This window comes from Blautia sp. LMAG:36, assembly GCF_008680535.1.
In the GTDB taxonomy this organism is placed as follows: Bacteria; Bacillota; Clostridia; order Lachnospirales; family Lachnospiraceae; genus Blautia_A; species Blautia_A fusiformis.
Genome location: NZ_NALB01000003.1, coordinates 390,716 through 411,269, shown reverse-complemented (window position 1 = coordinate 411,269; position 20,554 = coordinate 390,716). Strand labels below are relative to the sequence as shown.

The following is a 20,554-nucleotide window of genomic DNA, read 5'->3' as shown; positions in this document are numbered from 1 at the left end:
TTATTCCTTACAATTGAATATTATACATTTAAAATAAAATACTTTTTTTTTTCAGTTGTCCGTTTCCAGCTGTTTTGTCAGATATCGCCCTACGATCTTCGAGAAATTTCCGATATCCCGGATATAGGCAAAATCCTTTCCAAAAATCTTCTTTTCCGCCGGAAGATCCTTCTCTTCGCCTGCAAATACCCCCAGAACACTGACGCCCTGGCTCCGAAGACGCCGCACCTCTGTTGCAGTATCTGAAATGGCATATTTTCCCTGATAAGGGGCCGGATTTTTTGCATTGGGGCGGTTTATGATCACATCGTAGGGGCGTCCGTCACTTAAGATGATCAGGATCTTTTTTTCCTCTTCCCTCTGCAAAAGACTGTATCCCGCTGCTTTTATGGCAAGCCCGTCCCGATTATTGGAGGAAGTCACATAATTGAAAATATCCTCATCTGCCGAAACCGGATCATCATATTCCCGGAACCTGTGCAGGATCGTATGATCCCAGAATGTGCAGTAGCTCATAACCCGATGAGGGATTTCCACATTGCTCAGGGCAGAGCTGATCATATAAGCCTGCAGTGCCACATCTCCCTGTCGGCTCATCTGTGAACCACTGGCATCGATCAGTATATCCACCACAAAATCCGTATTGTCTCCACGAAGAATCCTCTTAAAAAGATTTGCCTCACCGCTTCTGCCTATACGCCACAGCCTGGAAGGAACGATAGTTCCCCGGTCTGATAGGACTTCCTGGTTTTCACTTCGGATCACCAGTGCTTTTTTCAGGAGTTCAGTCAATATGGCAATATTTCGTTTTGCAATTCTGTGCTTGTCATGATAGATCCATATGTTCTTATTACGCAGACGCTTTGCATACTGGTACTGATAATTATCACGAACCGGATTTTTCAGGATTCCTTCTGTAAAATACAGGCTGCAGTCTCCGTGTATTCCCCGGCACATAAGATGGTTCATTCTTTTTTCTTCCGCAGGTGTGAGATAGGTTTTTCCAAAATTCAGTTCCACATAGGTATGAGCTTTCTGAAGAGCTTCCTCTGAAATCACCGTGATCTTGTTTTTCACCTTACGTTTTTCTTCCATATCCTGTGTCAGTGAGGAATCTTCTATATCTGTCATCCGGTCTGTGAGCTTTTCCACGTAATTTTCCAGAGCTTCCTCATACATCTCTTCATTAAGGTAGTCTTCCCAGCCAAATTCCGTCAGTTCTTCCAGCGTCACCGCCATTACCCGTTCAAGGGAACCGTTTTTCTTCTCAAAGTCCGGATCGATGACCGCATTATAGAGGCTGTCGATGATCCGAATCAGTTCCATGGTGTCTCTGCTTTCTGCGCAGGCATAAATCTGATCCCGGAATGCAGACAGTTTTTTCTCCAGAGGCTGTACGCTTCCTGTAAGTACATCACGGAATACTGCAATTTTCAGCCTGTCTAACAACTTATCGTAGAAAGGCAGGGTTTCATATTCCTGATCCAGGATATCTTCCAGAGCTTTTTTTCTCATGCGGCGAACCCCGGGGCGCTCTTCACAGATCCGCTCTCCCACTGCCGCTTCGATACAGAGCTGTGTCAGCCCGGTCAGCTCCGTCTCAGAGGCATCCAGATAGATTTTTTTTACAAGATAAAGGCCAAGCAGATTTTTGTCAAAATATCTGGCAAAAGCCCCCTGTTTGATTCCATCGTAAAGAGCGATCTCTTTTGAGCGGAGAAACAGCGATACATCCGGCTTCACATCCAGTGTATAGTCGCCGCTTACCGTCCAGAGGAGATTACGGATCCGGTTTTCCAGCTCCATCTTGTAATCTTCTATAGAAAGTTCTTCTGTCAGATCTTTATGCATAGACATCGTCCTTTGTCCACTCTTCCGGGATCCTTGTACGGACTACATCGTCCACGATCTCCTTTTCAAAAATATCGAAGGTTTTGTTCACCACTCCCATCTGCACTGCTGCCAGGGGAGAAAGTCCTGCACGAACAATCTTCATGGCAGCCAGAAGTCCTCGAAGATCCAGCGCTTTTGTGGAGATCTCACTGTTTACGGATTTCTTCTGAAGATCCATAAATACACCGATAAACTGTTCCACTGCCTTTTCCTTTGCCTCCGGGAACATTTTGCGGAAAATAAATCCCAGGGTTTCTTCTGTCTGCGCTGGCATATCGATCACCAGGAAACGAGAAACCAGAGCTTCGTTCAGCTCCTTTGTTCCTGCATATCCGTAGTTCATGGTTCCGATAAAACGTGCCGCAGGATGAAGGTCGATCCGGTCATAGCCCGGAACATCAATGGAGCGGCGATAGTCCAGAGTTGCATGAAGGACAGAAACCGCATCGTTCTTTGCCATATTGATCTCATCCAGAATACCGAAGCCGCCATACTCGGCACACTGATAGATGCTGCCCTTTCGGAGGCAGACTTCATTGTTTACAAAGGTATCCGTTCCGATCAGGTCTCCGCTGTTTGTATTGACATGGAAAGATACATTATAAACCGGGCGGCCAAAAGCATATGCCAGATTTTCTGCCAGGATATTTTTTCCCGTGGCCTTTGGGCCTGCAAGAAGAAGATTTTCTCCTTCCAGAAGTCCTGCAATGGCCATTTCCAGGATTTCTTTTCCGTAGAACGGTATGGACGGTCTGGTAACTCTGGCTGCAGCCCCCTCGTCAACGTTATAATTTTTTCGAAACTCCTCGATGCCGTGGATCAGGCTTTCGGAAACGTTCTGTTCTTTTAAAAATTCTAATTCTATCATATATACTTACTCCTGAATCTGATTGAATGCCGCAGATATCCTCATCCGCAGTTATTATATGATCCTATGACGGATAACCGCTTACAGATTTTTTCTCCGCCAGGTAAAAAACGGGACAGATCTTACATCTGTCCCGTCATTTGATTTCAAAGATGCCGCTGCACCCAGGGAACATCTCTTATTTCCTGATTTTATTTAACCGATCATACCTCAAAGATCAGATCACCGTAGGATGGCATCGGCCACATATCTTTATCTACGATCATCTCAAGCTCGTCTACAGGTTTTCTTAAAGCCTGCATTGCCGGTACCACGCTCTCTCTGAAGAATACAGCACGGTCACGTCCCTCTTCATGGGATTCCGACTCAGCGATCAGTCCGGAAAGCTTATCCATAGCTGTCTTGGTCTCAGCAAGAAGTGCGGAGGTTTTTTCCAGAAGACTTGTCTGTACACTGACATCAAGCGCTGCGCTCACTGCCTTCACAGAATTGATGGACTCTGCAAGAACCGTTGTATAACGGATCACTGCCGGGATGATCTGCTTAGTAGCTACATCCACCATGGTCTTGGCCTCAATATTGATAGCCTTTGCATAGCCTTCATACTGGATCTCTGCTCTGGACTCAAGCTCTGCTCTTGTAAATACATTAAAGGATTCAAAAAGCTTCACAGCCTTATCTGTAGTCAGCGCAGGAATGGCATCTACCATGGACGGAAGGATCGGAAGTCCACGTCTCTTTGCCTCTGCCTCCCACTCTGGTGCATATCCGTTTCCGTTGAATACAATACGCTGATGCTGGATCGCATACTCCTTGATCAGGTCATGTACTGCAGTATCAAAATCTTCTGCTGCTTCCAGACGGTCGCATGCATCGCGGAATACTTCTGCTGCAATCGTGTTCAGAACTACGTTGCACTCGGAAATGGAATCACGGGAACCAACCATACGGAACTCAAATTTGTTTCCTGTGAACGCAAACGGTGATGTTCTGTTTCGATCTGTAGCATCCTTCATGAAATCCGGAAGTGTCTTAACACCGGTATCCAGAATCTCGCCGGTCTTACTGTGTGTGGCGGTACCTGTGCTGATCAGCTGCTCCAGAACATCCTGAAGCTGCTCACCAAGGAATACGGAGATAACTGCCGGCGGTGCCTCATTTCCTCCGAGACGTTCATCGTTTCCAACGTCTGCTGCAGACTCTCTCAGAAGATCTGCATGCTCATCAACGGCTTTCAGGATACAGGTGAGAACAAGAAGGAACTGGATATTCTCATGAGGAGTTTTTCCCGGCTCAAGAAGGTTGATCCCGTCATCCGTTGTCAGGGACCAGTTGTTGTGCTTACCGGAACCGTTAACTCCTGCAAACGGTTTCTCATGAAGCAGGCAGCGCATACCATGGCGGCTTGCAACTTTTTTGAGGATACGCATCATGATCTGGTTGTGATCTGCTGCAATATTTACCGGTGCGTAGATCGGTGCCAGCTCATGCTGTGCAGGTGCAACCTCATTGTGCTGTGTCTTTGCTGTTACGCCCAGCTTCCAGCACTCCTCGTTGACTTCCTTCATGTATGCGGAGATTCTCTGACGGATGGTTCCGAAATAATGGTCATCCATCTCCTGTCCCTTCGGCGGCATAGCACCGAAAAGAGTTCTTCCTGTATAGATCAGGTCTTTTCTCTGGAGCCATTTCTCCTTATCAACCAGGAAATACTCCTGCTCAGCTCCAACGGAAGGAGTTACTTTTTTTGATGTTGTATTTCCGAAAAGGCGAAGAAGTCGAAGCGCCTGTGTATTGACCGCTTCCATGGAACGAAGAAGCGGTGTTTTCTGGTCAAGCGCCTCTCCTGTGTAGGAGCAGAATGCTGTGGGGATACATAAGATCCCGCCGGCTGCGTCATGACGTACAAAGGCAGGTGATGTGCAATCCCATGTTGTATAGCCTCTTGCCTCGAATGTTGCACGAAGTCCTCCGGATGGAAATGAGGATGCATCCGGTTCACCCTTGATCAGCTCCTTGCCAGAAAAGCTTAAGAGTACCTTTCCGTCCTCTCTTGGCGCTGTGACAAATGCGTCATGTTTCTCGGCAGTAACACCTGTCAGCGGCTGAAACCAGTGACAATAATGAGTAGCACCTTTCTCAATAGCCCATTCCTTCATCTCATGTGCAACCACATCAGCGATCTCCATGGACAGCTCCTTACCCTCTTCTATTGTCTTTTTCAGTTCGCGGTATACCTTCTTCGGCAAACGGTCCTGCATAACAGAATCGTTAAATACATCGCAGCCAAAGATTTCCTTTACGTTGATATAATCTCCCATTTCTTCCTCCTTTTCGTTCCTGTATATCTAGTCTTTCTTATGAGGAAAGACATTTTCACCTCTGTATGATCACCTTGTCTTCGGATACCCGGATCATTCTTCGCTCTTCTGGGTAATCTCCTTGATCTCCTGCATTTTCTGGTTCAGCCGGCTTTTTTTCTGTTTCTTACTGCTGGTAAGATAAAGGTTCATGGCCTCATGAAGATTATCGATCTCCACACGGGTCTGATCTCCACCGAACTCTCCATCCAGCGTCCACGGAACAGCCTCCTCTGACTCTATCACAACATGCGCAGACTTAAAAGAATAGATCAGATCTGTATTATCCTCTGCAGTAAGAAGCGCAGTCATGATCTCCTGAAGCTCCAGCGGATTCTTCGGATTGGTGATCAGTGTCACCTCAAACAGTCCGTCATTCATATCCACGTTTTTTCCGGTAAGATTCTTAAATCCGCCTACAGATCTGGAATTGCTGATCATACCGTAGATAAAATCATTCTCCACAGTCAGCTCATCGGAGGTTACCTTCAGATGATAGGATTTCACCTCAAAAAGCTGCTTCATCCCTTCCAGCACATAGGCAACATGTCCCAGGATATTTTTCAGATCCTGGTCTGTCTCATAGGAAACATTGGTAAACAGTCCAAACGCAGCCACATAGGCAAATGTCTGATTATTAAATTTACCGATGTCACAGTGATAGATCTGCTCCTCCATGATCATAGAGGCAGCTGCAGTCATACTCTTCGGCATAAACAGACTGTTGGCAAAATCATTGGTGCTTCCTGCAGGGATATACCCGATCGGTGTCTGGCTGCCCACTTCCACGATTCCGGTAACCACCTCATCCAGTGTACCGTCACCTCCACTGCAGGCGATCAGATCTACCTGATCTGCATATTCCTTCACCTGTTCATAAGCATCCTTCGGTCCCTGCGTGGCACGGATGATCACTTCGTACCCACCTTTATTAAAGATATCCACAATGTCCAGCAGATGCATCTTGATTCTTCCTTTTCCTGCTTTGGGGTTGAAAACAAAAAGCATTCTTTTTTTCATTATACAATCCTCATTTCCCGAAATGATTCGTTATGTCTATTCTTTTACTATGATAAAAAAAACGATGTAAAATGTCAATCTTAACTTTTCACATCTGGTCTTACCACAGGCAGCCGGAATTTTATAACAAAAAAAGTCCGAAAACCCAATAAAATTGAATCTTCAGACCTTTTGTTAAGTAGCGAGAGGGGGATTCGAACCCTCGACACCACGGGTATGAACCGTGTGCTCTAGCCAACTGAGCTATCTCGCCATATTCTTTTGTAACATGGGACCTATAGGGCTCGAACCTATGACCCTCTGCTTGTAAGGCAGATGCTCTCCCAGCTGAGCTAAGATCCCATATAAATAGCGAGAGGGGGATTCGAACCCTCGACACCACGGGTATGAACCGTGTGCTCTAGCCAACTGAGCTATCTCGCCATATCTTTTTGTAACATGGGACCTATAGGGCTCGAACCTATGACCCTCTGCTTGTAAGGCAGATGCTCTCCCAGCTGAGCTAAGATCCCATAACAGTTGTTCGCCTTAGGAACTCTTCCGTTCCGCAACTCGCTTTGCTATTATATAATGGTTTGTGACTTGTGTCAACAGTTTTTTTCACTTTTTTTAATTTTTTAAAAAATATATGCTTTTTTGTATTTTTACAGTGGCAGGGAGGTCTGAAATCCCCTGCCACTGCATGCAGCTCACGCAACCCTGGTATTATCTAAAGTACTCAACACCAGATTCGAAAATCTTGATATCCTGCTCTCCGTAGATATTGACAGCCACGCCTGCGTCACGACGCTCACTGTGTGCCATCTTTCCGAGAACACGTCCATCCGGGCTTGTGATACCCTCGATGTTCATATAAGAGCCGTTTACGTTAAACTCACCCTCATATCCGGTCTCATCTACCGGTACATACTCTGTTGCGATCTGTCCATTTTCCTTGAGTTTCTTCAGCCACTCATCATTTGCGACAAAACGTCCCTCACCATGAGAAGCCGGATTACAGTATACGCCGCCAAGCTGTGCTTTCTGAAGCCATGGAGACTTGTTGCTGACAACCTTGGTGTAAACCATCCTGGATACGTGGCGTCCGATGGTGTTGTAGGTCAGTGTCGGAGAATCCTCTTTCTGTCCGCAGATCTCACCGTACGGTACCAGTCCCAGTTTGATCAGTGCCTGGAATCCGTTGCAGATACCAAGAGCAAGACCGTCACGCTCATTGAGGAGCTTCATAACTGCCTCCTTGATCTTCTCGTTCTGGAACGCGGTAGCAAAGAATTTCGCGGATCCGTCCGGCTCATCTCCGGCTGAGAAGCCGCCCGGGAACATGATCATCTGTGCCTGATCGATGGCTTTCTCAAAGAGCTCTACAGAATCATGGATATCTTCTGCTGTAAGGTTCTTGAATACCTTTACGTCTACCTCAGCGCCTGCTCTCTCAAATGCACGGGTGCTGTCATACTCGCAGTTTGTTCCAGGGAATACCGGAATAAATACACGCGGTTTTGCAACCTTATGTTTGCATACATAGATGCTGTCTGCTTTGTAAAGGGAACCGTCATCTGCCTTGACGTCCTCGGTTCCTGCTGCTGTTTTAAATACATTCTCCAGAGTTCCTTCCCATGTGGAAAGCGCCTCTTTCAGAGTGATCTCTGTATCACCGTAGGTGAACTTCGCATTATCCGTAACCTCACCGATCACAGTATAGGTAATGGCAAGCTCACCGACTTTTCCATCCGGAACCTCACAGATGATATCGCCGAATGCCGGAGCAAAGAAATCTCTTGGATCAAGGTTATGCTCGATCTTTACACCCATGCCGTTACCAAAGGCCATCTTGCTGACTGCAGCAGCGATTCCATGACGGTCAAGTGCATATGCGGAGATCACACGGCCTGCCTGGATATCCTGGTGTAATTTATCATACTGCTCCATAAGAGCCGGGTAATCCGTAAGATCATAGGAATCCTTCGGTGCACGGAGCCATACCAGCTTGCTTCCTGCTTTTTTGAGCTCCGGTGTGATCACATCTTTTACCTTTGCAACATCCACTGCGAAGGACACCAGTGTCGGAGGAACATCAATGTCATTGAAGGTTCCGGACATACTGTCCTTACCGCCGATGGAAGGAAGGCCGAATCCGATCTGTGCCGCATAAGCACCAAGCAGTGCGGAGAACGGCTGGCTCCATCTCTTAGGATCTTCTGTCATACGACGGAAGTATTCCTGGAAGGTGAAACGGATCTTCTTATAGTCACCACCGGTTGCAACGATCTTGGCAACAGACTCGGTTACTGCGTAGGTAGCTCCATGATACGGACTCCATGAGGAAAGGTATGGATCAAAGCCGTAGCTCATCATGGTAACAGTCTCTGTTTTTCCGTTCTGTACCGGAACCTTTGCAACCATGGACTGTGTCTCTGTCAGCTGATATTTGCCACCGTGAGGCATAAATACACTGCCTGCGCCGATGGAACCGTCAAACATCTCCACAAGACCCTTCTGTGAGCATACATTCAGGTCAGCAAGAGTATCCATCCATTTTTTCTTTACATCTGTTACATCCGGACGTTCCTCGAAAAGATTTCCGTCCTTTGACGGGATCTCAACCTCAACGGAGGTCTCCTGATGTGCACCGTTGGTATCCAGGAATGCACGGGAGATATTTACGATCTCTTTTCCTCTCCAGTTAAGGACAAGGCGTGGCTCCTCCGTTACAACTGCAACCGGAATTGCCTCGAGATTCTCTTCATTTGCAAATTTCAGGAAAGTATCCACATCTTTCGGGTCAACTACAACAGCCATACGCTCCTGAGACTCAGAGATGGCGATCTCAGTGCCGTCAAGACCTGCGTATTTTTTCGGAACCTTGTCGAGGTCGATCTGAAGTCCCGGTGCCAGCTCGCCGATGGCAACGGAAACACCGCCTGCACCAAAGTCGTTACATTTCTTGATGATATGGCTGACTTCCTCTCTGCGGAACATCCTCTGGATCTTACGCTCGGTAGGCGCGTTACCTTTCTGCACTTCAGCACCGCAGACCTCAATGGAAGCCTCTGTGTGGACCTTGGAGGAACCGGTTGCACCGCCGATACCATCACGACCGGTACGTCCGCCAAGAAGGATGATGATATCTCCAGGGTCGGAATTTTCACGGATGACCGCACGTCTCGGAGCCGCACCCATAACCGCACCGATCTCCATACGTTTTGCAACGTAGTCCGGATGATAGATTTCTTTTACAGCACCGGTTGCAAGACCGATCTGGTTTCCGTAGGAACTGTAGCCGTGGGCTGCGCTGCGGACAAGCTTCTTCTGCGGAAGTTTACCCTTCAGAGTTTCCTTTACGGATACGGTAGGATCTGCTGCACCTGTCACACGCATTGCCTGATATACATAGGTACGTCCGGAAAGCGGATCACGGATGGCTCCACCAAGGCAGGTTGCCGCACCACCAAAAGGCTCGATCTCCGTCGGATGGTTGTGTGTCTCGTTTTTGAAGTTGATCAGCCACTCTTCTTCTTTCCCGTCCACGTCCACCGGTACCACGATACTGCAGGCATTGATCTCATCAGACTCTTCCTGGTCTGCAAGCTTGCCTTCTGCTTTCAGTTTCTTCATTGCCATAAGTGCAAGATCCATCAGACAGACAAACTTATCATCACGGCCCTTGTACATATCCTTATGGGCATCCAGATATTCTTTGTATGTTTTTTCAATAGGAGTCTTATAATCACCTTCGTCAAACTTCACGCTGGTAAGCTCTGTGGAGAAAGTAGTATGACGGCAATGATCAGACCAATAGGTATCCAGAACACGGATCTCTGTCATGGAAGGATCGCGTTTCTCTTCATTTCTGAAATAATTCTGGATATGCTGGAAGTCCTTAAATGTCATGGCGAGGTTCAGAGAAGCGTACAGCTCCTTCAGATCAGCCTCAGCCATATCCTTGAATCCGTCAAAAATCTTCACATTCTCAGGATCCGGGAATACTGTTACCAGTGTTTCCGGCTTCTCAAGACCTGTCTCACGGGAATCCACAGGGTTGATGCAGTGATGTTTGATCGCCTCAAACTCTGCATCTGTAACGTTTCCTTCGATTACATAAGTAGTTGCTGAACGGATGATCGGTGCTGCATTCTCATCCAGGAACTGTACACACTGCACTGCAGAATCGGCTCTCTGGTCAAACTGTCCGGGAAGGAATTCTACGGAAAATACACGTGCGCCCTCTGTCACATCAAATTTTTCAAGATACAGATCATCTACCGGCGGCTCTGCAAATACGGTCTTGCAGGCTTTCTCAAATACTTCATCGGAGATATTCTCCACGTCATAACGGATCAGCTCACGGACTGCTGTCACAGTGCTGATACCAAGATAATGTTTGATCTCATGTTTCAGTTCCTTTGCTTTTACTGCAAAGGCAGGTTTCTTTTCTACATACACACGTCTTACGTTGCTCATAGAAGGCTCCTTTCTCTATATCCGATAATAAGGATGGTAAACGTGCAGAAAGCATTTCAGTCTTTCTTTTCTGCTGAAAATATAGTATCATAGGAAATATCATTAGTAAAATTAATATATCTTATATCATTTATAAGCGGAGGATTTTTCACATATGGATATCAATCTTGAACTTTACAAAGTGTTTTATTACGTGGCCACGACGCTGAGCTTTTCGGAGGCTTCCAGACAGCTTTTTATCTCACAGTCTGCAGTAAGCCAGGCCGTCAAAAACCTTGAAAAAAAGCTGGGCCATACTCTGTTTGTGCGCAGTACCAAACGGGTCATCCTGACTCCGGAGGGAGAACTTCTCCTCCAGCATGTAAAGCCGGCACTTTCCATGCTAAACGAAGGAGAGGCTGTCCTTTCCGGAGAAGGAAATCTTACCGGTCAGCTGCGGATCGGTGCCAGCGATACTCTGTGCCGCTATTTTCTCATCCCCTATCTCCGCCGTTTCCACAAGGATCATCCGGAGGTACGGATCAAGATCATCAACAGTACCTCCATCGGATGTGCGGAGCTTCTGGAAAACGGCCAGGCTGAGCTGATCGTCACCAACTACCCGAATTCCCGGCTTTCAGCCCACACCAAGCTTCAGACTGTGCTGGAATTCCGGGATATCTTCGTGGCAAATCCGGACTATTTCACCATGGGCAAATCGCCTCTTTCCATGGAAAATCTTCTGGATTATCCCATCCTGATGCTCGCTCCAAAGAGTACCACCAGCGAATATCTTCATCAGGTGTTTGCAGCCCAGGGACTGAAGCTGTTGCCTGAGGTTGAACTGAACAGCAACGATCTGCTGATCGATCTTGCAGAGATCGGACTTGGTATTGCCTGTATCCCGGATTATATGCTCCGCAACCGTCCGGGTCTGGAACCTGTCCATCTGAAAACACCTCTGCCCGCAAGAAGTGCCGTGATCGCTCATCATGAAGCACTGCAGCTTTCCCAGGCTGCCCAGTGCTTTCTTAAATATTTTTCCCAGATCTGATACGATCAAGTTCCTGCCGCTTACTGCTTTTCGCGATCGAAGCAGGATACTTCCCTGATTCAGTAAAAAAGCCACCGGAATCTGCCATAAGGTTATTACGATCCTTATGTACTCAATTCCGGTGGTCTTTTCTGTTATTGATATCGGTCAGATATTATTCTTATTACTTACGCTTCAGCCTTCGGCATCACGTCTGCTGCCGCAGTGATATACTCATTCTCGATCTTACTGAACAGGCCGCTGTCTGCAAGCTCTGCAAGCTTCACGTCAATCGGCATCTTGCCCAGGACCGGAACCTTCAGTTCTGCAGCGATCTCATCGATATGACTCTCGCCAAAGACCTTGATCTCTTTTCCGCAGTCCGGACATTTCACATAGCTATAGTTCTCCACGATTCCAAGGACCGGAACCTTCATCATATCAGCCATGTTATAGGCCTTCTTGACGATCATGCGGACCAGATCCTGCGGAGAAGTAACGATCACGACACCCTCGATCGGCAGGGACTGGAATACTGTCAGCGGAACATCTCCGGTTCCTGGCGGCATATCTACAAAGAGATAATCCAATTCACCCCAGATCACATCACTCCAGAACTGTTTTACCATATTTGCAAGGACCGGACCTCTCCAGATCACCGGTGTCTCCTCATCCGGGAGAAGAAGGTTTACAGACATAACCTCGATTCCGTTTGCAGTTGGCATCGGATAGATCCCATTGTCACTGCCCTGTGCATTGCCCTTGATGCCATACATCTTCGGGATGGACGGACCGGTGATATCAGCATCCATAATGCCCACTTTATATCCCTTGGAAGCCATCAGGTTTGCCAGGGAGCCTGTTACGAAGGATTTACCCACGCCTCCCTTTCCGCTGACAACTCCGATCACATGTTTTACGTCAGAAAAAACGTTTGGTTCTGCCATGAGGCTCTGGGGCTGTTTCTGTCCGCAGCCTTCACAGCTTGATTTGTTGCAGGATGTATTGCTACACTCTTTTGCCATAATAGATTCCTCTCATTCTTTGTATTTACACAGACAGAACTGGCTCTCTGTCCGTGTATTTTTCTCATTCACGATCTCTCATGAACTCCTTACCTTACTTCATAAATCTGTCGATCGCTTTTTCCAGTTCCTTGATCGCATCCCTGTCTCCATGCTCCACTGCATCCACGATGCAGTGTTCTATATGATCCTGCAGTATGATCTTGCCTGTATTATTGATCGCAGATTTTACGGCTGACAGCTGGATCAGCACTTCGCTGCAGTCACGTCCTTCCTCCACCATACGCTTAATGGATTCCATATGCCCGATGGCCCTGGAAAGTCTGTTGAGTACGGCCTTGGTCTGTGCGTGGCTGTGATGATGAGGATGTGTGCCATCGTGAGTATGCACATGTTCCTGTTCCCCGTGGGTATGTTCAAGAACGGTTCCATCCTCGAGAACGTGCACATGTGTTTCTTTCATGTGTATTTCCTCCTTCAGATCTCCGTGAAAGAACAGCGCTGCCGGATCATAGATGTCTGAATGTCAAAAATGATGGTTCCGTCTTCCAGTACTGTCTTCTCGTAGGAGACATCCTTCCCCTGAAATTTCTGTTTCACATACGCTTCCGGATCTGCAATCTCCACTTCTTCCACAAATACATCACGCATCTGATTTCTCGGACATTTGTTAAAAATTTCCCAGATTACTTCGTACTCTTTCATCTGTGCCTGTTCCTTTCTTAGTCATCCTATCCATTATAATAATTTTATGTTTTTTTGTCAAAAATAATTGCACTCACGCAAATATTGTCGTATGATACATATTAAAAATATTACTGCTCTGTCCGTGGGCAGTAAACATATATTAATGTGATAAATCAAAGGAGATAAATTTCATGCAGCTTTTAAAAGACAGAATTCTGACAGACGGCGTAGTAAAAGAAGGAAATATTTTAAAAGTGGACAGCTTCCTGAATCATCAGATGGATATTGACCTGATCAACGAGGTCGGCAAAGAATTCAAGAAACGTTTTGACCACTGTCCAATCACCAAGATCCTTACCATCGAGGCTTCCGGTATCGGTATTGCCTGCATTGCGGCACAGTATTTCCATGTACCGGTTGTATTTGCCAAGAAAGCACAGAGTGTGAACCTTGACGGCGAGATGTACACCACCAAGGTAGAGTCTTTCACCCACAAGAAAGTTTACGATGTGATCCTTTCCAAGAAATTTCTCGGACCGGAAGATCACGTACTCCTGATCGATGATTTTCTTGCCAATGGCTGTGCACTTCTCGGTCTGATCGACATCGTTAAGAAATCCGGCGCAACTCTTGAAGGAGCCGGAATCGTTATCGAAAAAGGCTTCCAGTCCGGCGGACAGACCATCCGTGACATGGGTATCCATCTGGAATCCCTTGCTATCATTGATTCCATTGCTGATGGCAAACTTACTTTCCGTGAATAAGATTTATCATAAAAAATACTCCTGGAAACTTATATACATTGTTTCCGGGAGTATTTTTATTTTTATCACAGCCAGATCATGATATCATTTCTGATCTACGCATCTGCACCCTTTTCCGACTTTTCTGAAGGTGTCGGAGTTACTGTTTCCTCCGGTGTCGGTGTTCCGGAAATTTCCGTTTCTTCCTTTTCCGATGAAGCCGATGCAGCTTCCGGTGTATTTTCATCTATATCCGGTTCTTCCGTCACCGTAGCTTCCGATGTCACTGTCGGCGTTGGTGTGGCAGTTGCCTCCGGCATGATCTCTTTTTCTTCATAATATCCGTCATCCACAAGCATCTGATAATTATCTGCATCGATCAGCTGGATATCACTGGTCACAGTTCCCACGATCTTGGTCCCGTTGTCATACTGCTCATAATCGGAGATCTCCGGCTTCTCCCCTTTCAGAAGAGCATCCACCATCGTCACACAGTCATGTGCCAGTACACGGTTATCAAACAGCAGATCATCCTCAATCTTTCCCTGGATCGCAGCGGTCACTGCTTCTGCCTCACAGCCGCCTCCTGTGATCATAGGCCAACCATCCTCTCCAGACACATGTCCTGCATCCTCCAGGGCATCCACAGCCCCAAGTGCAAGGTCGTCGGCACCTGTGCAGATAATATCCGGCGCACCCTCTGTATAATTCTGAGAAAGGATCTCCGCCATATCATTCTTTGCGGTATTTCTTCCGGAACGCATCACTGCAGTATCATCAAAGGTCAGCTTTCCTGAAGTACATACCAGTGTTCCGTCGTCGAAATATTCCTGAAGCTTCTCCATCACGCCATTATAAAAAAACAGTGCGTCACGATCATCCGGAGAGCCCATAAGGAACTCAATGGTCAGAGTTTTCTTTTCTTCCCGGGCTTTCTCCAGATCCATTTTTTTTATGATGGAATCTCCCACCATTTTTCCGGCTTTTCTTGTATTAAAGGTAACATAATAGTTGACCTTATCTGTATCCATGATCAGCTGATCGTAAGAAATCACAGGGATAGATTTCTCATACACCTGCTCCAGCACATCGTTCAGGCTGTAAGCATCTGAAGGTGCGATGACAAGTGCAGAAAGCTCTTCATCGTCCAGAATGGACTGGATCTGTGATACCTGCGTATCACTGTCTTCATCTGCCCAAAATATCTCTGCATCATATCCATCATCTTCCAGTGTATTCTGAAGAGTTTCTCCATCAGCAGACCAACGGGGATCATCTGCTGATGAAGGCAGAAACACACCTACTTTCTTATCTGCTGCCGCAGTTTCTTTTGCTTCTTTTTTTTCTTCTTCCTCTGCATCATTGCTGTTTTTGGCTTTTCCCTCCGGGTCTTCAGACTCCACACTTTCATTGGCTGCCTCTGTCGCCTCTTTGTTTTTTCCACAGCCGGAAAAGGCTGCTGTAAAGACAAAAGCTCCCACAAGCAGGATTGCTGTTTTTTTCTTCATGATCAAATCTCTCCTATAAGCCTTTATAGTCCTTTGCCAGTGATTTCAGATAGTCTCTGTAGGCGGCTGCAGATTTCTTGGGTTTCAGGATACGTACACTGCCGCCCATCCCGGTCAGCCAGCCGTAGAATTTTCCATTTTCCGGAAGCTCTGCAGTTACCGTCAGATCTCCGCTATCTTTCATCTTATATTCTGCATCTGTACCGAAAAAGTCACGCACCTCCGCCTGTACAGCTCCGGTACAGAGAAGTTTTATTTCTTTTTTTATGGTTCCGGCTGAAGCCTCAAGAAGCTTCCGGTACCCTGTCACAGAGGTCTCATGAATATCTTTAGTTTCATGAATCTCCTTAGCTTCCGCAGTCAGCCCGGGTTCTTCAGACGGCTGTTCCTCTCCGGCACTCTCACCGGCAAGATAATACCCACCCGGCCGTTCTCTTGTATAACGGATATCCATTCCAAAAGAACGTAATACCTCCACATCATCATAAATGCTCTTTCGCTCTGCACGGATTCCCTGTTTCTCAAGATTCTCAAGGATCTTCTGCATAGATATTACCCGATGCTCCCCTGTTTCCCGCAGCATTTTTTCAAGGTACAGGATCTTCGCCTTCTGATTGTTTGATTTTGCCATACTGTCCTCTTATCCTTCGTTTTTTACAAAGCGATGGAAAATATAGGAGTTTGCCTCCTGTTCCTCGCTGTCGTCCAGTTTCTCAAGTTCGATCTTTTTACCGTATTTCTTTTCCAGTGCACGGCTGATCAGAAGATCTGCAAGCTGCGGGTTCTTGGGAAGAAGCGGTCCGTGAAGATACGTACCGATCACATTTTTGTATACAACCCCTTCCTCACCGGATTGTCCGTCATTTCCGTATCCTGCCAGAACCTTTCCCAGGGATCTGTTGTTTCCGATGGTGGTACGCCCTCCATGATTTTCAAAACCTACGATGGGCATATCAAAAAGATCGCTCTGCATCACAATGTTTCCAATAAGGCGGCCTTTTCCCTGCTCAGTGCTCATATCTACAAGCTTCAGACCCTCGATCATTCCCTGATCCGTCTTATAATAATTTCCAAGGAGCTGATACCCTCCACAGATTGCGATCACAACTCCATTGTCTTCCACATACGCCTTGAAATCCTTCTGGATTTCCTTCAGCTTTTCACATACCAGCATCTGTTCTCTGTCGGAGCCACCGCCAAGAAGTACGATATCCAGTTTGGAAAAATCGATTCTGTCATCCAGTTCATAAGCTATGGTTTCTGCCTCGATTCCTCTCCAGAGACAGCGCTTCATCAGACACTGGATATTTCCTCTGTCACCGTAAAGGTTCAGAAGATCCGGATATAAATGCCCTATCGTTATCTTCATTTCTCACCCTCCAGTTTCTTCAGGATATTTCTGGTGCCAAACAGCGCCGTATAATTTACAAGTACATAAAGATTGCCGCATCCATCCCCGATTCGTTTGCGGATGGCTGTCTCCACATCATTTTCCAGCATGGACGGGATATCCACATATTTCAGACGGAGGCGCATATCCTGACACCGGATACCACTGACTGTGATGGAATTGATATTGTCACCTCCGAAAAGATCAAAATCCACATCCCAGAGCCAGGAGATATCTTTTCCATCCTGTGCATTATCATTGATCACAATGATGATATCCTTTGGTGATCCGTCCTGCATCACAGCTGAAATGTTCTGGTTAAAACCGGCCGGATTCTTGGCAAGATTCAGAACAACACTGGTGCCCTTGATCCGAAACTGTTCATTGCGTCCGTTCTCCGGATTAAACTTCCGGAGCATCTCATTAAAATGCTCCGCCTTAAAGCCTGCGGTACGAATTCCCGCATAGGCAGCCAGAATATTATACACATTATAGAATCCCTTATAATTGGCCACGATCCGTTTATCCTCCACTGTAAAGGCAATCTGATCATCCACCTTCACATCTGTGGCATCAAAGTCGATCTCCGGACGTTTAAAGCCGCATTTCGGACATCTGTAGTCTCCCAGCTGACTGTAATGATAGAAGCTGTAGATCAGCCTTTCTCCACAGCACTTACAGAACCGGCCCTCACGGATCTCGTTTGTTTTGTTCTCGATCACCGGTTTGCTGATCCCGTAGGTTACAAAAGGATTTCCGCAGTCCATGGCAAGATATGCAGACAGTGCATCATCACCATTGACAATGACCTTCATATCCGGAACCTTTTTCATCATTTCTTCCAGGATGTTCATAGTGATATCGATCTCGCCATAACGGTCCAGCTGATCACGGAACAGATTGGTCATAACCATATAATCCGGTCTGATCCTTGTGAACACATGTCTTGTGGATGCCTCATCCACCTCGATACAGGCATAATCCGCATCCAGTTTTCCGCTGAATTTTGCCCCCAATACAAAGGCTGCCACAACTCCGTTGAGCATGTTGGAACCGGTATGATTGCAGATGACCTTTTTTCCCTCTGCCTCAAGGCCTGCGCACAGCATGTTATTGGTTGTGGTCTTTCCGTTGGTTCCGCATACTACAAATATTTTTTCTCTTACCTGAGAAGAAAGCTCTTCCAGGATATCCGGACAGATCTTCATCGCGACCTTACCGGCCCAGGTCACACCCTGCCGGCCCATAAGCTTACAGACATGTCCTGTGATCTTTGCTGCCATCACAGCAATGGTTGTTCTTATTTTCATAATCTTCTGATTCCTTTGTTTTTATTTCTCTTACCACAGATCTTCCGCTGTCAGGAAATCGGTACAGATTCCTTCTGCTCCCTGCGAAATGTATCTTCTGGCCTGGTCACGGTCATTAACCGTATAAACATACAGACTGATCCCGTTTTTTTCAAAGATCTTCTCCGTTTCTTCTGACCAATACTCCCAGTATACTGTTGCTGCCGGAATTCCCTTTTCTTTACAGAAGGATGCAATATACTCCAGCTCTTCCACAGAATACTCCTGCCACAGTGAATATACATAGGAAGGAAAAGAATAGAGCATGGCCGTTCCGGGAAACATTGCTTCATTGTAGATTTCCGGAATGATCCGATCCAGCGTCTCACCGGCACCTGCATTCCTGGCGATTTCCACATAATCACTGTAATCCTCCAGTGTTCTCTGATAATTGCGAAGAGAATACTGTTTGGAATCGATCAGCACATATGCATCCGGATAATCTTTCAGAAGAAGGAAAAAATCCTCCAGTGTCATGGGGGTGTATTTCCCATATATTTTACTTTGTCTGAATTCCTTTTCTGTAAGGACTTTTTTTCCGTTGCCATCCCACTGTCCCATGGAATCGTTCCAGTTATGCCTGCAGACCCATACTCCATCAGATGTCCTGGAAAGATCCAATTCAAAAAGACGAACTCCCTGTTCATACATGAACAGAAATCCCTCTCTGGAATTCAGGTAATCCTTTCCGTCCATACCTCCCAGAGCATGTGCAATGGTCCTGTAGTCCTTCCAGCTAAATCCTCCTGATGTATTCCGGGCAGTTTCTGTTTCCGGAAAACTTCCTCCCAGAAGAAAAAGTGATACAAACAGTATTTCCAATGTCAGTATAAAACGTCGCATCATCTCAGGCAACAAAAAAATGCACAAGACGTAAAGGAAAACATTTCCTCGCTGCTTTCCTTTTTATCTTCTGCAAATTTATCATATCCGGGAACCTGTCCCAAATCATTTCTATATTGTTTCTGTCCGGTAATACCAAAAGTCCCACCGACCATGTTTATCATCCTTTCGCATACGTGTAGTCGTATTTCATACATTACCGATTGTACGCTAAAAAAGGATAATAATCAAGTTAATCCTCTTCTTCCTCATCATATTCCTGCTGAAGCCTCAGATATTCATCATATTTCTCGTGTGCATTCCGATTATAGGATCGGGAGATCGGTATTACATGCTCTCCGATATGGAAGCTGACATTTTCAGCTCCTGTGACCCGTTCCATATTTACTATAAAGCTCTGATGACACCGCAAAAATGTACCGTCGTCAAGCTGTTTTTCGAAGTCATTCAGCTTACCTCAGGTTTCCTTTTCTTTTCCAATTCTTCCAATAAAAGCTCGCCGCTTTTAAATATCCGAATTTCTGACCCTGGAACGATCCGCTCAAGCTGTTTGTGAAGTCTTCTCGCATCCGCCTGCATATCATCACAAATGGCAATGGTCATCATCGTCATATTTATGTATCCCCTTTTACTCCATCATTGTTACTTTTTGTTCTATATATTATACCATGATTTATTATTCAAATTATGATATCTTAATGTAATTTATGGTCGAAAACCCACCATTTATGCATTTTTTCGAGTTTTTTGGAATATTAAAAAAGGACATCTGCATTTCTGCAAATGTCCTTTAAATCGGTCAGAAGTAAATTATACAAGCTCGATAAGAACTTCCATTGCTGCATCGCCTTTACGCTGTCCGATCTTAACGATTCTTGTGTAACCGCCGTTACGATCTGCGTATTTCGGAGCGATCTCGCTGAACATCTTGTCAACCATGTCAACTTCTTTTGTATTTTTCTTTCTGCCAGCGCCCTTAGCAGGAACCTCTGTTACAGGATAGAAAACTTTCATCATCTCACGACGTGCATGAAGTCTGGAAGGAGCATCTTTCTTGATCTCTTTCTGAACTTCATCGTAAACTGTTTTCTTTTTGCCGTCTACGACTTCTTTTACACGTTTTCCGTCAGCATCTTTACGAGCAACCTTAGCTGTTACTGTAACTGTCTCGAAATTGTCTTTCTCACGTACAGCCATAGCGATAAGTCCCTCAGCGATCTTACGGATCTCTTTAGTCTTAGCTTCTGTTGTCACGATCTTTCCGTGATGAAGAAGGTTTGTAACCTGATTTCTGAGAAGTGCTTTTCTCTGGTTAGATGTTCTGCTTAATTTTCTATATTTTGCCATTTTATTATCCTCCATCTGTGGGACACCAGGACATGCTTGTTCGGTCTT

At 46.1% G+C, this 20,554-nt stretch carries 18 protein-coding genes and 4 tRNA genes; 2 read left to right on the top strand and 20 right to left on the bottom strand.

Features of this window, described 5'->3' with window-relative positions; all coding sequences use genetic code 11:
• Nucleotides 1-51: 51 nt before the first annotated feature.
• From CCC17_RS02150 to CCC17_RS02110, 9 genes are all read right to left on the bottom strand, one after another.
• Complete coding sequence (locus CCC17_RS02150) at nucleotides 52-1,851, bottom strand: nitric oxide reductase activation protein (RefSeq protein ID WP_173740425.1); 1,800 nt, start codon at nucleotides 1,849-1,851, stop codon at nucleotides 52-54.
• The gene (locus tag CCC17_RS02145; protein ID WP_015526964.1) at nucleotides 1,844-2,761 is read right to left on the bottom strand and encodes an AAA family ATPase; all 918 of its coding nucleotides are present in this window, start codon (nucleotides 2,759-2,761) and stop codon (nucleotides 1,844-1,846) included. The genes CCC17_RS02150 and CCC17_RS02145 overlap by 8 nt, the downstream gene beginning before the upstream one ends.
• A gap of 203 nt (nucleotides 2,762-2,964) precedes the next feature.
• The gene (locus CCC17_RS02140; protein ID WP_287082418.1) at nucleotides 2,965-5,082 is read right to left on the bottom strand and encodes a glutamine synthetase III family protein; all 2,118 of its coding nucleotides are present in this window, start codon (nucleotides 5,080-5,082) and stop codon (nucleotides 2,965-2,967) included.
• 93 nt (nucleotides 5,083-5,175) lie between these two features.
• On the bottom strand, nucleotides 5,176-6,141 hold the full coding sequence (locus tag CCC17_RS02135; RefSeq protein WP_059085348.1) for a diacylglycerol/lipid kinase family protein: 966 nt from the start codon (nucleotides 6,139-6,141) through the stop codon (nucleotides 5,176-5,178).
• A gap of 179 nt (nucleotides 6,142-6,320) precedes the next feature.
• A tRNA-Met gene (locus CCC17_RS02130) sits at nucleotides 6,321-6,394 on the bottom strand.
• Between the two features lie 16 nt (nucleotides 6,395-6,410).
• Nucleotides 6,411-6,483: transfer RNA gene (locus tag CCC17_RS02125), tRNA-Val, on the bottom strand.
• Between the two features lie 7 nt (nucleotides 6,484-6,490).
• Nucleotides 6,491-6,564, bottom strand: a tRNA-Met gene (locus tag CCC17_RS02120).
• A gap of 16 nt (nucleotides 6,565-6,580) precedes the next feature.
• Nucleotides 6,581-6,653: transfer RNA gene (locus CCC17_RS02115), tRNA-Val, on the bottom strand.
• 193 nt (nucleotides 6,654-6,846) lie between these two features.
• Entirely contained in the window at nucleotides 6,847-10,602 is a 3,756-nt protein-coding gene (locus tag CCC17_RS02110) for a phosphoribosylformylglycinamidine synthase (RefSeq protein WP_287082417.1), read from the bottom strand.
• Nucleotides 10,603-10,756: 154 nt separating this feature from the next.
• Here CCC17_RS02110 and CCC17_RS02105 point away from each other — a divergent pair, with 154 nt between their 5' ends.
• Nucleotides 10,757-11,635, top strand: a complete 879-nt coding sequence (locus CCC17_RS02105; RefSeq protein ID WP_021650784.1) for a LysR family transcriptional regulator — start codon at nucleotides 10,757-10,759, stop codon at nucleotides 11,633-11,635.
• 167 nt (nucleotides 11,636-11,802) lie between these two features.
• Here the strand turns inward: CCC17_RS02105 and CCC17_RS02100 are convergent, their stop codons facing one another.
• The 3 genes from CCC17_RS02100 to CCC17_RS02090 all read right to left on the bottom strand — a co-directional run bounded on the left by CCC17_RS02100 (nucleotide 11,803) and on the right by CCC17_RS02090 (nucleotide 13,344).
• The gene (locus tag CCC17_RS02100) at nucleotides 11,803-12,639 is read right to left on the bottom strand and encodes an Mrp/NBP35 family ATP-binding protein (protein WP_015526958.1); all 837 of its coding nucleotides are present in this window, start codon (nucleotides 12,637-12,639) and stop codon (nucleotides 11,803-11,805) included.
• A gap of 94 nt (nucleotides 12,640-12,733) precedes the next feature.
• On the bottom strand, nucleotides 12,734-13,102 hold the full coding sequence (locus CCC17_RS02095; protein WP_015526957.1) for a metal-sensing transcriptional repressor: 369 nt from the start codon (nucleotides 13,100-13,102) through the stop codon (nucleotides 12,734-12,736).
• A 14-nt stretch (nucleotides 13,103-13,116) separates the two neighbouring features.
• Nucleotides 13,117-13,344, bottom strand: a complete 228-nt coding sequence (locus tag CCC17_RS02090) for a hypothetical protein (protein ID WP_015526956.1) — start codon at nucleotides 13,342-13,344, stop codon at nucleotides 13,117-13,119.
• Between the two features lie 173 nt (nucleotides 13,345-13,517).
• Between CCC17_RS02090 and CCC17_RS02085 the strand changes: the two genes are divergently transcribed.
• Nucleotides 13,518-14,090, top strand: coding sequence for a xanthine phosphoribosyltransferase (locus tag CCC17_RS02085; RefSeq protein ID WP_015526955.1), 573 nt, complete (start codon nucleotides 13,518-13,520; stop codon nucleotides 14,088-14,090).
• 95 nt (nucleotides 14,091-14,185) lie between these two features.
• Here the strand turns inward: CCC17_RS02085 and CCC17_RS02080 are convergent, their stop codons facing one another.
• The 8 genes from CCC17_RS02080 to CCC17_RS02045 form a co-directional block, all read right to left on the bottom strand.
• On the bottom strand, nucleotides 14,186-15,577 hold the full coding sequence (locus CCC17_RS02080; protein WP_173776188.1) for a substrate-binding domain-containing protein: 1,392 nt from the start codon (nucleotides 15,575-15,577) through the stop codon (nucleotides 14,186-14,188).
• Between the two features lie 13 nt (nucleotides 15,578-15,590).
• The gene (locus CCC17_RS02075) at nucleotides 15,591-16,208 is read right to left on the bottom strand and encodes a WYL domain-containing protein (RefSeq protein WP_015526952.1); all 618 of its coding nucleotides are present in this window, start codon (nucleotides 16,206-16,208) and stop codon (nucleotides 15,591-15,593) included.
• A gap of 9 nt (nucleotides 16,209-16,217) precedes the next feature.
• Nucleotides 16,218-16,946, bottom strand: coding sequence for a type 1 glutamine amidotransferase (locus tag CCC17_RS02070; RefSeq protein ID WP_173723135.1), 729 nt, complete (start codon nucleotides 16,944-16,946; stop codon nucleotides 16,218-16,220).
• Nucleotides 16,943-18,277, bottom strand: a complete 1,335-nt coding sequence (locus CCC17_RS02065) for a MurT ligase domain-containing protein (RefSeq protein WP_015526950.1) — start codon at nucleotides 18,275-18,277, stop codon at nucleotides 16,943-16,945. The genes CCC17_RS02070 and CCC17_RS02065 overlap by 4 nt, the downstream gene beginning before the upstream one ends.
• 30 nt (nucleotides 18,278-18,307) lie before the next feature.
• Entirely contained in the window at nucleotides 18,308-19,012 is a 705-nt protein-coding gene (locus CCC17_RS02060; RefSeq protein WP_227588377.1) for a phosphatidylinositol-specific phospholipase C/glycerophosphodiester phosphodiesterase family protein, read from the bottom strand.
• A 379-nt stretch (nucleotides 19,013-19,391) separates the two neighbouring features.
• Entirely contained in the window at nucleotides 19,392-19,571 is a 180-nt protein-coding gene (locus tag CCC17_RS02055; RefSeq protein ID WP_287082416.1) for a LytTR family transcriptional regulator DNA-binding domain-containing protein, read from the bottom strand.
• Nucleotides 19,572-19,606: 35 nt separating this feature from the next.
• A complete protein-coding gene (locus CCC17_RS02050) occupies nucleotides 19,607-19,771 on the bottom strand; it encodes a hypothetical protein (protein ID WP_015526945.1) in 165 nt (54 codons plus the stop codon).
• Nucleotides 19,772-19,969: 198 nt separating this feature from the next.
• Nucleotides 19,970-20,506: a bL17 family ribosomal protein gene (locus CCC17_RS02045; protein ID WP_287082414.1), complete on the bottom strand. Its 537-nt coding sequence runs from the start codon at nucleotides 20,504-20,506 to the stop codon at nucleotides 19,970-19,972.
• Nucleotides 20,507-20,554 lie beyond the last annotated feature (48 nt).